This is a genomic window from Rhizobium sp. Root483D2, assembly GCF_001426685.1.
Lineage (GTDB): Bacteria > Pseudomonadota > Alphaproteobacteria > Rhizobiales > Rhizobiaceae > Pararhizobium > Pararhizobium qamdonense.
In genome coordinates, this window is record NZ_LMFB01000012.1 from 285484 (window position 1) to 296994 (window position 11511).

12 protein-coding genes are annotated in these 11511 nt (G+C 61.5%); 6 read left to right on the top strand and 6 right to left on the bottom strand.

Translation table 11 applies throughout. The annotated features are described in order from the left end of the window. Positions 1 to 208: 208 nt before the first annotated feature. On the bottom strand, positions 209 to 1792 hold the full coding sequence (locus tag ASD32_RS10895; protein ID WP_060638036.1) for a peptide chain release factor 3: 1584 nt from the start codon (positions 1790 to 1792) through the stop codon (positions 209 to 211). A gap of 96 nt (positions 1793 to 1888) precedes the next feature. On the opposite strand from ASD32_RS10895, the gene dut reads away from it, so the two are divergent. Next, a complete protein-coding gene (gene dut, locus ASD32_RS10900; protein WP_060638037.1) occupies positions 1889 to 2359 on the top strand; it encodes a dUTP diphosphatase in 471 nt (156 codons plus the stop codon). Then, on the top strand, positions 2360 to 3259 hold the full coding sequence (locus tag ASD32_RS10905) for a GNAT family N-acetyltransferase (RefSeq protein ID WP_060638038.1): 900 nt from the start codon (positions 2360 to 2362) through the stop codon (positions 3257 to 3259). A gap of 3 nt (positions 3260 to 3262) precedes the next feature. On the opposite strand, the gene ASD32_RS10910 is transcribed toward ASD32_RS10905, so the two are convergent. After that, a complete protein-coding gene (locus ASD32_RS10910; RefSeq protein WP_060638170.1) occupies positions 3263 to 3709 on the bottom strand; it encodes an Lrp/AsnC family transcriptional regulator in 447 nt (148 codons plus the stop codon). A gap of 133 nt (positions 3710 to 3842) precedes the next feature. On the opposite strand from ASD32_RS10910, the gene ASD32_RS10915 reads away from it, so the two are divergent. Together ASD32_RS10915 and ASD32_RS10920 are read left to right on the top strand one after the other, a co-directional pair. Continuing rightward, positions 3843 to 4739, top strand: coding sequence for a DMT family transporter (locus ASD32_RS10915; RefSeq protein ID WP_060638039.1), 897 nt, complete (start codon positions 3843 to 3845; stop codon positions 4737 to 4739). Between the two features lie 22 nt (positions 4740 to 4761). Further along, positions 4762 to 5064, top strand: coding sequence for an NIPSNAP family protein (locus ASD32_RS10920; RefSeq protein ID WP_060638171.1), 303 nt, complete (start codon positions 4762 to 4764; stop codon positions 5062 to 5064). Positions 5065 to 5072: 8 nt separating this feature from the next. On the opposite strand, the gene ASD32_RS10925 is transcribed toward ASD32_RS10920, so the two are convergent. Then, the gene (locus ASD32_RS10925) at positions 5073 to 5630 is read right to left on the bottom strand and encodes a cysteine hydrolase family protein (protein ID WP_060638040.1); all 558 of its coding nucleotides are present in this window, start codon (positions 5628 to 5630) and stop codon (positions 5073 to 5075) included. Between the two features lie 37 nt (positions 5631 to 5667). After that, positions 5668 to 6300, bottom strand: a complete 633-nt coding sequence (locus tag ASD32_RS10930; RefSeq protein WP_060638041.1) for a LysE family translocator — start codon at positions 6298 to 6300, stop codon at positions 5668 to 5670. A 155-nt stretch (positions 6301 to 6455) separates the two neighbouring features. On the opposite strand from ASD32_RS10930, the gene ASD32_RS10935 reads away from it, so the two are divergent. Continuing rightward, positions 6456 to 7073, top strand: a complete 618-nt coding sequence (locus ASD32_RS10935) for a LysE family translocator (protein WP_060638042.1) — start codon at positions 6456 to 6458, stop codon at positions 7071 to 7073. A gap of 133 nt (positions 7074 to 7206) precedes the next feature. Continuing rightward, a complete protein-coding gene (cysK, locus tag ASD32_RS10940) occupies positions 7207 to 8175 on the top strand; it encodes a cysteine synthase A (protein ID WP_060638043.1) in 969 nt (322 codons plus the stop codon). A gap of 242 nt (positions 8176 to 8417) precedes the next feature. Here cysK and ASD32_RS10945 read toward each other — a convergent pair whose 3' ends face one another. Next, entirely contained in the window at positions 8418 to 9950 is a 1533-nt protein-coding gene (locus ASD32_RS10945) for a YifB family Mg chelatase-like AAA ATPase (protein ID WP_060638044.1), read from the bottom strand. A 264-nt stretch (positions 9951 to 10214) separates the two neighbouring features. Continuing rightward, entirely contained in the window at positions 10215 to 11162 is a 948-nt protein-coding gene (gene gshB, locus ASD32_RS10950) for a glutathione synthase (RefSeq protein ID WP_060638045.1), read from the bottom strand. Positions 11163 to 11511 lie beyond the last annotated feature (349 nt).

The following is an 11511-nucleotide window of genomic DNA, read 5'->3' on the forward strand; positions in this document are numbered from 1 at the left end:
TGGCGCGCGAGAACGCGTAGGAGCCCGAATGCACTGTGGGCGCTCCCCGATCTCCCCCTTCTCCCCAGCGGGGAGAAGTGCCGAACGCAGTGAGGCGATGAGGGGGTCTTTCGGCAAATTCGGAGCGTCCCGCCCCCTCATCCGCCCTTCGGGCACCTTCTCCCCGGCGGGGAGAAGAGGGAGATCGCCGAACCTCCCCTTCAAACAATCACGCCGCCTTTGCGACGTGATATTCCTTAATGGCGATCATCTTGATGGCGGGATAACGCTCCGCCTCGTAACGCAGCGAGAACGTATCCTGCGCCAAAAACACCGGATCGCCATCGAGATCGCGGGCGATATCGCCGCGGCGGGCGGTGATGAACTTGTCGAGATCCGCCGGCTGGTCGGCCGAAATCCAGCGGCAGACGGAGAAGCGGGCGATGTCGAAGGAGACCGGCAGGCCGTATTCCGATTGCAGCCGTTCTTTCAGAACGTCCAGCTGCAGCGCGCCGACGACGCCGACAATGGCGGGCGAGCCGTCTTCGGGCGAAAACAGCTGCACGACGCCTTCCTCGGCCATCTGCTGCAGCGCTTCCTTGAGCTTCTTTGCCTTCATCGCATCTTCCAGGCGCACGCGGCGCAGGATTTCCGGCGAGAAGTTCGGTACACCCTGGAACACCAGCTGCTCGCCCTCGGTCAGCGTGTCGCCGATCCGCAGCGTGCCGTGATTGGGGATACCCACCACGTCGCCGGCATAGGCGGTGTCGGCCAGCTGCCGCTGCGAGGCAAAGAAAAACTGCGGCGCGGTCAGCCCGAGCTGCTTGCCGGTGCGCGCCAGCCGCGCCTTCATGCCGCGTTCCAGCTTGCCGGAGCAGACGCGGGCAAAGGCGATGCGGTCGCGATGGTTCGGATCCATATTGGCCTGGATCTTGAACACGAAGGCCGTCATTTTCTCGTCGGTCGCATGCACGGTGCGGATATCGGCCACCTGGTCGCGCGGCGGCGGCGCGATGTCACCCAGCGCGTTGATCAGGTCGCGCACGCCAAAATTCCGGAGCGCCGAGCCGAAGAAGACCGGCGTCAGATGGCCTTCGAGGAACGCTTTCTTGTCGAAGGGCTTGCAGGCTTCGATGGCGAGCGATGTCTCGTCGATGAAGGCCTCGCGCTCGTTTTCCGGCAAGCGGTGGGCAACCATTTCCGGGCCGTTGACCTTGGTGGGGATTTCCTGGGTGTCGGAGCCGCGCACGGTATTGTCGGCCAGGTGATAGGAGCCGCAGAAGGTCTTGGAACGGCCGATCGGCCAGGTCACCGGCGCGCAATCGAGCGCCAGCTTCTCTTCCACTTCATCGAGAATTTCGAAGGGATCACGGCTTTCGCGGTCCATCTTGTTGATGAAGGTGATGATCGGGATGTCGCGCATGCGGCAAACCTCGAACAGCTTCAGCGTTCGTGGCTCGATGCCCTTGGCGGCATCGATGACCATCACGGCCGCATCGACGGCGGTCAGCGTGCGATAGGTATCGTCGGCAAAGTCTTCGTGACCGGGCGTATCGAGAATGTTGAAGACATTGCCGTGATATTCGAAGGTCATCACTGAGGTGACGACCGAGATGCCGCGTTCGCGCTCGATCTTCATCCAGTCGGATCGCGTCTGGATGCGGTCTTTCTTCGCCTTGACTTCGCCGGCAAGCTGGATCGCGCCGCCGAACAGCAGCAGTTTTTCGGTCAGCGTCGTCTTACCCGCATCCGGGTGGGCAATAATAGCAAAGGTGCGACGGCGGGAAACCGCCTCGGCGATACTTTCGGCCATGATGTGAATCCTGTGAGTTGCCGCGTATGTAGCGATTCCGTGGATAACTTGCAATTCGCATTGGCCGTACCCAAGCCGGAATTGCTAGGAAGAAGCATGTCTATTCCATCCTCCGCCCGCCCGACCCTCAAGCTCGTCCGCCTGCAAAACGGCGAGGGCATCGATCTTCCCGCTTATGAGACTGCAGGCGCCGCCGGCATGGACCTTCGTGCCGCCGTCGAGGCGGACCGGCCGCTGTTCCTCGGCCCCGGAAAACGGGCGCTGGTGCCGACCGGCTTCATCTTCGAGGTTCCCGCCGGTTACGAGGCGCAGATCCGTCCGCGCTCCGGCCTTGCCTTCAAGAACGGCATCACCTGCCTGAATACTCCCGGCACGATCGACAGCGATTATCGCGGCGAGGTCAAGGTTCTGCTGATCAATCTCGGCGACGAGGATTTCCTCATCGAGCGCGGCATGCGCATCGCCCAGATGGTCATTGCTCCCGTGACGCAGGTTGCCGTACTGGAAACAACGGATGCCAGCGAAACCGCGCGCGGCGCCGGCGGCTTCGGCTCCACTGGCGTTTAATTGGCCGCCGCTGCAGACAGCCACGGCCTGACATTCCGGCAGGATTATTTCGGCGATCCGGCAGCCTGGGCCGCGCTGGCCGCCTTGCTCAAGGCTACGTTCGGCATCGATGTCTCCATCCAGGATCGCTTTGGCGGTCCGGACCCGACCAGCATGCCGTTTGGTTATTTCGATGCGGACGGCGTTTGCGCCGCCAATTTCAGCGCCTTTTCCATGCCAATGATAATCGATGGCCGCCTGGTCCGGACAGCGGGGTTCCAGTCGGGCGCGGTGCGGCCGCAATGGCGCGGCAAGGGGCTTTATCGCGACCTGATGAACCGCGCGTTCGGCTGGTGCGACGAACAGGGATTTGAACTCGGTATCCTCTTGACGAACAAGCCGGCACTCTATGAGCCCTATGGCTTCCGGATCCTGCCGCAGCATCGGTTTGTAGGCTCCCCGCCGCCGGTGGCAACGAAGCCCGCCGGCCGGGCGCGCGCCCTGTCACTGGATAACGCTGCCGATATCGCCCTGATCCGGCAGGCTTTGCACACACGAACGCCGGTTTCCCCGGTTTTCGCCGTGGCGGCGCAAGCGGAAATGTTTCTGCTCAACAGTGCCTTCGATGCCAGCATCAGGCTCAGTTTAATGGAGGACTGGGAAGCCGTCGTGGCCTGGACATCCGAGGGCACAACGTTCGAGCTTCTCGACATCGCCGGAAAATCCATCCCGCCGCTCTCGGCCATTCTCAGCGCGCTTGATCAGCATCCCGATCACGTCCGGGTTTGCTTCCCGCCCGGAAAATTGGGCCGGCAGGCCACGCCGGAGCCGTGTCCGTCCGATATCAGCCTGATGATCCGGGGAGACGGTGCCAACCCCGTGTCCGGCCCCGTCATGCTGTCGCCCATGGCCGAGTTCTGACGGCTATCTCATGGCGCCGAGCGGCGGCAGCCGGCGTTTCACCGGTGACGATTTGACGATGGATGTATTGGTTTGGGATCGCTCGGCGATCCGGTCGAGGATCGCGTCGAGCTGCTCCATGTCGCGCACCAAAAGCTTGGCGATGAAGCAGTCATCGCCCGTCACCTTGTCGCATTCGACGAATTCCGGTGTGTCCTGGATCATCTTCTCGACGATATGCAGCATGCCGGGCATGGGGCGCACCCGAACGACCGCCTGCAGCGCGTAACCGAGCGCCGCTGGATTGATGGAAACCGTAAAACCGGTGATGACGCCGCGATCCTCCAGCCGCCGTAGGCGGTCGGCGGTGCTGGGCGAGGACAGGCCCGCCTCCTGCGCCAGCTCTTTCAGCGATATCCGCGCATTCAGCGAGAGAATATCGAGCAGGCGCCGGTCGAGATCGTCGAGCATTGAAAATTCCATAAGGCGAAACAAGCATCATGCCTTCCATGATAAGGCATATTGCCAAAAGCACCTTCCAAAATCCATATATTCCGATGTCCTTCCACCATAATCTTCTGCTTCGTTCAAAGGGGTGGATGGAATGGACAAGGATATCAGGACCGGCAGCATCGAAATGACCGCCGCCATGCTGATTTCGGGAACGATCGGCTGGTTCGTGCTGATGTCCGGCCAGCCCGTGATCGATGTGGTGTTCTGGCGGTGCCTTTTCGGGGCGCTGACGCTTCTGGCGATCTGCGCCATGCTCGGCCATTTTCGCGCGGGCATTCTGACGTGGCGGCTGTTTACGCTGGCCGTCCTCGGCGGCGTCGCCATCGTCGTCAATTGGCTGCTGCTGTTCGGCGCCTATGCGCGCTCGTCCATCTCGATCGCCACCATGGTCTATAACACCCAGCCCTTCATGCTTTTGGCGATCGGCGGCCTGGTGTTCCGCGAAAAGATCACCGCCACCAAACTCGGCTGGCTTGCCGTCGCCTTTATGGGCATGGTCGCGATCGTTCAGGCAAAACCCTCAGGCGGTTATGCCGGCAGCGATTATCTGACGGGGATTGCCATGGCCTTGGCGGCCGCGTTCTTTTACGCGCTCGCAGCCCTTGCCGCCAAGCGGTTGAAGGGCACGCCGCCGCACCTGATCGCGCTGATCCAGGTCGCGACCGGCCTTTTGATGCTGGCTCCCTTCGCTGGCGCATCCGGCTTGCCAGAGCAGCCCTATCAATGGGCGTTGCTGGTGGCGATGGGCGCTGTGCATACCGGGCTGATGTATGTGCTGCTCTATGGCGCAATCCAGAAATTGCCGACCCATCTGACCGGCGCGCTGTCCTTCATCTATCCGGTGGCAGCGCTTGCCGTTGACCGCATCGCCTTTGGCCATCAGCTGCAGCTTGCCCAGCTTCTCGGCTCAGCAGCAATCCTGATTGCGGCCGCCGGCATGACATTCGGCTGGACATGGCGAAGCCGGATGCGGCATCATGCAGGCTGAGAGTTCACTCATGGGGGCCTGCATGATCACCTGCTATCTGCGCTACACGATCGATCCCTACAAGCTCGCCGAATTCGAAGACTATGCCAAACTCTGGATCCCCCTGGTCAAACGTCTCGGCGGCACCCATCACGGCTATTTCATGCCGCAGGAAGGGGCGAACAATATTGCGCTCGCCCTTTTCAGCTTCCCAAGCCTTGCGGCCTACGAAGACTATCGCGTGAAAATGGCCGAGGATGACGAATGCCAGGCTGCTTACGCGCTTGCCGAAAGGACCCGCTGCATCATCAGCCACGAGCGCAGCTTCATGCGGCCGATCTTCTAGATCAAGGCCTAGAACGTGATTTCGCCCGCGCGGCGAAGCTCGACCGCGTGCGCTCCGGCATGGAAGCCGCCAAGCATGTGGTTGTGGTGGGCTACGATCTGCGCAAAGGTCAGTTCGCCCATGTCGCCGGTCGTGTGGCCGTCGGATAGAAGAGTGACATCATAGCCCAGCGAAACCGCGCGGCGTACGGCCGTATCGACACAGAATTGCGTCTGACAGCCGCCGATGACGAGATGGGTGATCGCAAGTTTCGCAAGCACCTCGCCAAGGTTCGTCTGGAAAAAGCTGTCGCAGCTGGTCTTGTGAATGACCGTCTCGCCAAGGACAGGCGCGATCTCGTGGCGCAGGCCCCAGCCGTTGGAAGAGCGCGCCAGCGGATTGCCAGGCCCGCCGTCATGCTGCACCAGAATAACCGGAATATGCGCGGCGCGGGCACGGGCCTGGACCGATTGCAGACGGCCAATGGTTTCGGTGAAGGCGGCATTGATGGCCGGCTGGCGTTCCGGCGTGCCTTCGCCGTCGAGAACGGCGTTTTGAACATCGATGATGAGAAGTGCTGTGGTCATGGCTATGCTCTGTTGTGGTGTCCAAAAAGGGATGTGGTCAGCGCCGGCTGTCCATCGCCATGCGCACCGCAAGCGCGCCGAGCACGCCGCCCATCAGCCAGCGTTGCACTGAAAGCCAGGCCGGACGCCCGGCAAGAAAGGCTGCGATCGAGCCTACGGTCAGCACGAACAGGGCGTTGACGGTGACGCTGGTGACAATCTGGATCGTTCCGAAGACGATGGACTGAAAAAAGATGTGCCCGAGCGCCGGATCGATGAACTGCGGCAGCAGCGAAAGATAGAGAACGGCAATCTTCGGATTGAGCAGGCTGGTCGCAAAGCCCATGAGGAACAGGCGCCGCGGCGGGTCCTTTGCCAGGTTTCGCATCTCAAACGCCGATCGCCCGCCGGGACGCACCGCCTGCCAGGCGAGATAAAGCAGATAGAGCGCGCCGCCGATCCGCAGCGCATCATAGGCATAAGGCACGGCCAGCAGCAGCGCGGTGATGCCGAAAGCCGCCGACAGCATATAGACGAGAAAGCCGAGCGCGACCCCGATGAGCGAGGTCAGCCCCGCCATCGGCCCCTGACAGAGCGAGCGCGAAATCAGGTAGATCATGTTCGGGCCTGGCGTCAGCACCATGCCGAGCGCAACAAGGGCGAAGGCTGCAAGGCTGGCTGCTGCGGGCATGAAGGACGTCTCCCCTGAAACGCTGGCGGGCGGAAATCCCGGTCCGTGACGAGATGTTGCATTAGCGGGAACTGTCACCTGGATCAATGCCGTACGAATTGCCCGCCTGGACAAAAACGGTTAGATATCGCGCTTGCCTATCAACGGAGCCGGGAATGAGCCTCGCCACGCTTTTTGCTTATTGTACCGCGCTGTTCATTGCCGCCGCGATCCCCGGGCCCGGCATGACCGCGATCGTGGCGCGGGCTTTGGGCTCCGGCTTCCGCGAAACTTTTTTCATGGGGCTTGGCCTCGTGCTTGGCGATATCGTCTATCTGACCGCAGTAATCCTCGGGCTGGCACTGGTTGCGCAGACCTTCACCACCACCTTCATGATCATCAAGATCCTTGGCGCGCTCTATCTGGTTTATATCGCCTACAAGCTTTGGACCGCCGGGCTTTTGCCACAGGATATCCAGGCCAAGAAAAGCACCAGCATGGGCATGTCCTTCCTGTCCGGCCTTTTGGTGACGTTTGGCAATCCGAAGACCATGCTGTTCTACGTGGCGCTGGTGCCGACCTTGATTGACGTTCACCAGATCGGCCTCAACGACTATGCCGTTCTTCTGATAGCGACCTTTACCGTGCTGATGGCGGTGCTCATCCCCTATATTCTGCTCGCGTCGCGGGCACGGCTGCTTCTCAAGCAGCCACGGGCATTGAAGTCGTTGAACAGGATTGCCGCCGGGATCATCGCAACGACGGCCGCCTACATCGCCACCCGCGCCGCCTGAAAAAATCGTTCCGTAACTGCCGGTTCCGAGATCGTTTTTTCCAACCGGTACAACGTGCTGGCGAATGACACTCTGGCAAGCCAGCGGCTTTGCCCCTATTCTCCCCGCAACTGATGAAAAAAGGGAGAGCACCATGTCAGAACAGCGCAAGCCCGGCCGCGGCCGCGTCTATGCTTCGATCACCGAGACCATTGGCGATACGCCGATCGTGCGGCTCGACAAGCTGGCCAAGGAAAACGGCGTCAAGGCCAACCTTCTGGCCAAGCTCGAATTCTTTAATCCGATTGCTTCCGTCAAGGACCGTATTGGCGTGGCGATGATCGAAGCGCTGGAAGCCCAGGGCAAGATCACCCCCGGCAAGACGACGCTGATCGAGCCGACCTCGGGCAATACCGGCATCGCACTCGCCTTTGCCGCCGCCGCCAAGGGTTACAAGCTCATCCTCACCATGCCGGAGACCATGTCGATCGAGCGCCGCAAGATGCTGGCGCTGCTCGGCGCCGAACTGGTGCTGACCGAAGGCCCCAAGGGCATGAAGGGCGCGATTGCCAAGGCCGAAGAGCTGGCCGCATCGCTGCCGGACGCGATCATTCCGCAGCAGTTCGAAAACCCGGCCAATCCGGAAATCCATCGCAAGACGACGGCCGAGGAAATCTGGAACGACACCGACGGCAGCGTCGATATCCTCGTTTCCGGCATTGGCACCGGCGGCACGATCACCGGCGCGGGCCAGGTGCTGAAAGGCAAGAAACCGTCGATCAAGGTGATCGCCGTCGAGCCGGCCGAATCGCCTGTGCTCTCCGGCGGCGCCCCCGGCCCGCACAAGATCCAGGGCATTGGCGCCGGCTTTGCGCCCGCCATTCTCGATACGAAAATTTATGACGAGATCATCACCGTTTCGAGCCCTGAGGCGATCGAGACCGCCCGCCACGTGGCGCGCCTAGAAGGTGTCCCCGTCGGGATTTCGTCCGGTGCCGCTCTGAAAGCTGCGATCACGATCGGCCAGCGCCCGGAAAACGAAGGCAAGACCATCGTCGTGATCATTCCGTCCTTTGCCGAACGCTATCTGTCGACAGCGCTGTTCGAAGGTCTTGGCGGTTAAACAAGTCTCAAAGAGGGTGGCCCGCAATCCAAGCGGCGCCATCCTCACTCGCGCATCCTTGCTGCCATTTCCATTGGGTGCTCGGGAAAAAACAATCCGGCTGCCACGAGTGCAGAAGGGAATCTGCCAAACCGGGCAATCAAACCGCTCAGCTATCGATATTCTCTTTCAAAGAACCGGCAGCACCTTCATTGAGGTGCTTGCCCTAAACTGACAGCGTGCCCGGCGTCGCCGGGACAATCTCATGCCGCTGCCGTCAGCCGCTCGCCAGCGATCCGGTAGGAGATCGCTTCGGCCAGATGAATGCGCCCGACCGTAATCTTTTCATCGCGATCGGCCAGCGTGCGGGCGACCTTCAGCACCCGGTGATAACCGCGCGCGGAAAACTTCATCTTTTCAGCGGCATCCCGCAGCAATTGCAGCCCGCCGGCATCGGGTTCGGCCATTGTTTCGATCATCGATGTGGAGCAGCGGGCATTGGAGAGAATGTGCGGCATGCCGAAGGCGATGAAGCGGTCCATCTGGATCTCGCGGGCGCGCGCCACCCGCCGGGCAACGACGCTGGAGGGCTCGGCGGGGGCAGGGCGGATCAGATCGGCGGCGGTGACGGAGGGCACGTCGATGCGGATGTCGATCCGGTCCATCAGCGGCCCGGAAATGCGGCCCTGATAATCGGACAGGCAGCGCGGACCCCTAGCACAGCTATGGCCGGGCTCGCCGGCCATGCCGCAGCGGCAGGGGTTCATCGCGGCAACCAGCTGGATCGCGGCGGGATAGGTGACGCGGTGATTGGCACGCGCAATGATGCACTCGGCTGTCTCCAGCGGCTGGCGCAGCGCATCGAGCACCTGCGGGGTAAATTCGGGGAATTCGTCCAGAAACAGCACGCCATGATGCGCGAGCGACGCCTCGCCGGGCTTGGCCCGCAGGCCGCCGCCGACCATCGCAGCCATGGTGGCGGAGTGATGCGGCGTGCGGAACGGCCGCCGGTCCGACAGCTTGCCGCCTGCCAATTGTCCGGCGATCGAGTGGATCATCGAGACCTCAAGCAGTTCGGGCGGCGACAGGGGCGGCAGGATCGAGGGCAGGCGGGCCGCCAGCATCGACTTGCCGGAGCCGGGCGGGCCGACCATCAACAGGTTGTGGTTTCCCGCTGCCGCCACTTCCAGCGCCCGCTTGGCGCTTTCCTGGCCCTTGATATCGGCGAGATCGGGCATATTGGCAGCGCTGGCGCGCACCGCCGGTTCCGGACGCGACAAAACCTGCGTGCCGCGAAAATGATTGGCAAGCGCAATCAGGCTGCGCGGCGCCAGAATATCGATCTCGGACCCCGCCCAGGCCGCTTCCGCGCCGCTCTCTGAAGGGCAGATCAGGCCCTTGCCGACGGCATTGGCGCCCATGGCGGCGGGGAGAGCCCCGGCAACGGCTGCAATCGTGCCGTCGAGATTGAGTTCGCCGATCACCACATAGCCATCCAGCGCATCGCCGGGAATGGCACCGAGCACCGCCATCAGGCCGAGCGCAATCGGCAGGTCGAAATGCGAACCCTCCTTGGGCAGATCGGCCGGGGCAAGATTGATGGTCACCTTCTTGGCGGGAAGCGACAGGCCGGAGGCATGCAGCGCAGCCTGAACCCGCTCGCGGCTCTCAGCGACAGCCTTGTCGGGAAGGCCAACGATCTGCATGCCGATCTTTCCCGGTGCGACCATCACCTGAACATCGACGGGTACGCCTTCTATGCCCTGAAATGCAACCGTACTGACACGTGCGACCATGATTGTCCCTCTTGCCGCGCGGCAGGCCGACAACCCGCCAATGCAACCTCAACCGGTTGTGGCTTCAAAACTTACACGGAAAAAGGAATAAAACAAGAACAATTATCGAACAGATTCACTCTTCACAAACGGAAGAGTTGTGGTAGGTTGTAAAAATGGAACGAAGGAGAACAACCGTGAACGGATGGAGGTAAATTCAGGTTGTGCCAGCCTGCCGGGATGGCTGGCTGCCCCGGCGTGCGGAAAGCTTTGCTCGGGCTGTCATCAACTGCGCTTGCGCTCGATCGCTTCCCATAACAGGGCTGCGATATCGGCGCCGCCGAATTTCTTGACTTCGCGGATGCCGGTGGGGGAGGTGACGTTGATTTCGGTCATCACGTCGCCGATCACATCGATACCGACGAGCAGGAAGCCGCGCTCGCGCAGCGCCGGTCCGATGCGGGCGCAGATTTCCTTTTCGCGCACCGTCAGATCCGTCGGCATCGGCGTGCCGCCGGCATGCATGTTGGAGCGGGCGTCGTGTTCGGCCGGCACCCGGTTGATCGCGCCGACAGGCTCGCCATCGACCAGAATGATGCGCTTGTCGCCCTTGCGGACGGCGGGCAAATATTCCTGGGCGATGAAGGGTTCGCGGAACATCTGGCCGAACATTTCGAGCAGCGACGACATGTTGCGGTCATCGCGGGTCGAATGGAAAACGCCGGCGCCGCCATTGCCATAGAGCGGCTTTAAGATGATATCGCCCATTTCGGCGCGGAAACTGGCAATTTCGGCGGGATCGCGGGTGATCAGCGTCTTCGGCATCAGGTCGGGAAATTCGGTGACGAAGATCTTTTCCGGCGAATTGCGCACCCAGGCGGGATCGTTGACCACCAGCGTTTTCGGGTGGATGCGCTCCAGCAGATGCGTCGAGGTGATATAGGCCATGTCGAAGGGCGGATCCTGGCGCAGCAGGACCACGTCCATGCTCGACAGGTCGATGCGCTCGGCCTCTCCCAGCGTGTAGTGGTCGCCCTTGACGTCGCGCAGCGTCATCGGCTCGACGGTGGCGATCACCTTGCCGTCGCGCAAAGACAGCTGGTTTGGCGTGTAATGGAAGAGCTTATAGCCGCGCGCCTGCGCCTCAAGACTCATCGCGAACGTGCTGTCGCCAGCAATATTGATGCCTGAAACATGATCCATCTGGATCGCGACATTTACGATTTTCGCCATAAGACATTCCCTGTTGATCGTGGGCATCGTTGAGGTTTCTGTCTATAGCAAATGGCATAAGGGACGCCATACAGATTTCTGCTGCGGTTTCGATCAGGCACACCTTCGCGTTCACGCGGCACGGTTTTCGCCCGTGGTTTGTCTCATCTGCAATGTCTGCCGGCTTTTAGTACGGCAGGGTCGGCCGGGGCACATCGGGTGCCTCAGGTAATTAAGTGTAGGTGACACGCGATGTGCCCCGTTTCGGTGTCTTTTGCCGCGCTTCTCAGGTTCTTCTGCGCCTCTCTTTTCAAGGAGAGGCCTCCAATGCCCCAGCCCGGCCGCTTATCCGCCAGGCTTTTCAATAAGG

What these genes read in the sequence shown, in the direction of transcription:
- ASD32_RS10930 (WP_060638041.1), bottom strand. Translation starts at nt 6,300, where the DNA reads ATGCCCGCAGCAGCCAGCCTTGCAGCCTTCGCCCTTGTTGCGCTCGGC.
- ASD32_RS10915 (WP_060638039.1), top strand. Translation starts at nt 3,843, where the DNA reads ATGGACAAGGATATCAGGACCGGCAGCATCGAAATGACCGCCGCCATG.
- ASD32_RS10935 (WP_060638042.1), top strand. Translation starts at nt 6,456, where the DNA reads ATGAGCCTCGCCACGCTTTTTGCTTATTGTACCGCGCTGTTCATTGCC.
- ASD32_RS10910 (WP_060638170.1), bottom strand. Translation starts at nt 3,709, where the DNA reads ATGCTCGACGATCTCGACCGGCGCCTGCTCGATATTCTCTCGCTGAAT.
- cysK (WP_060638043.1), top strand. Translation starts at nt 7,207, where the DNA reads ATGTCAGAACAGCGCAAGCCCGGCCGCGGCCGCGTCTATGCTTCGATC.
- ASD32_RS10945 (WP_060638044.1), bottom strand. Translation starts at nt 9,950, where the DNA reads ATGGTCGCACGTGTCAGTACGGTTGCATTTCAGGGCATAGAAGGCGTA.
- ASD32_RS10920 (WP_060638171.1), top strand. Translation starts at nt 4,762, where the DNA reads ATGATCACCTGCTATCTGCGCTACACGATCGATCCCTACAAGCTCGCC.
- dut (WP_060638037.1), top strand. Translation starts at nt 1,889, where the DNA reads ATGTCTATTCCATCCTCCGCCCGCCCGACCCTCAAGCTCGTCCGCCTG.
- gshB (WP_060638045.1), bottom strand. Translation starts at nt 11,162, where the DNA reads ATGGCGAAAATCGTAAATGTCGCGATCCAGATGGATCATGTTTCAGGC.
- ASD32_RS10925 (WP_060638040.1), bottom strand. Translation starts at nt 5,630, where the DNA reads ATGACCACAGCACTTCTCATCATCGATGTTCAAAACGCCGTTCTCGAC.
- ASD32_RS10895 (WP_060638036.1), bottom strand. Translation starts at nt 1,792, where the DNA reads ATGGCCGAAAGTATCGCCGAGGCGGTTTCCCGCCGTCGCACCTTTGCT.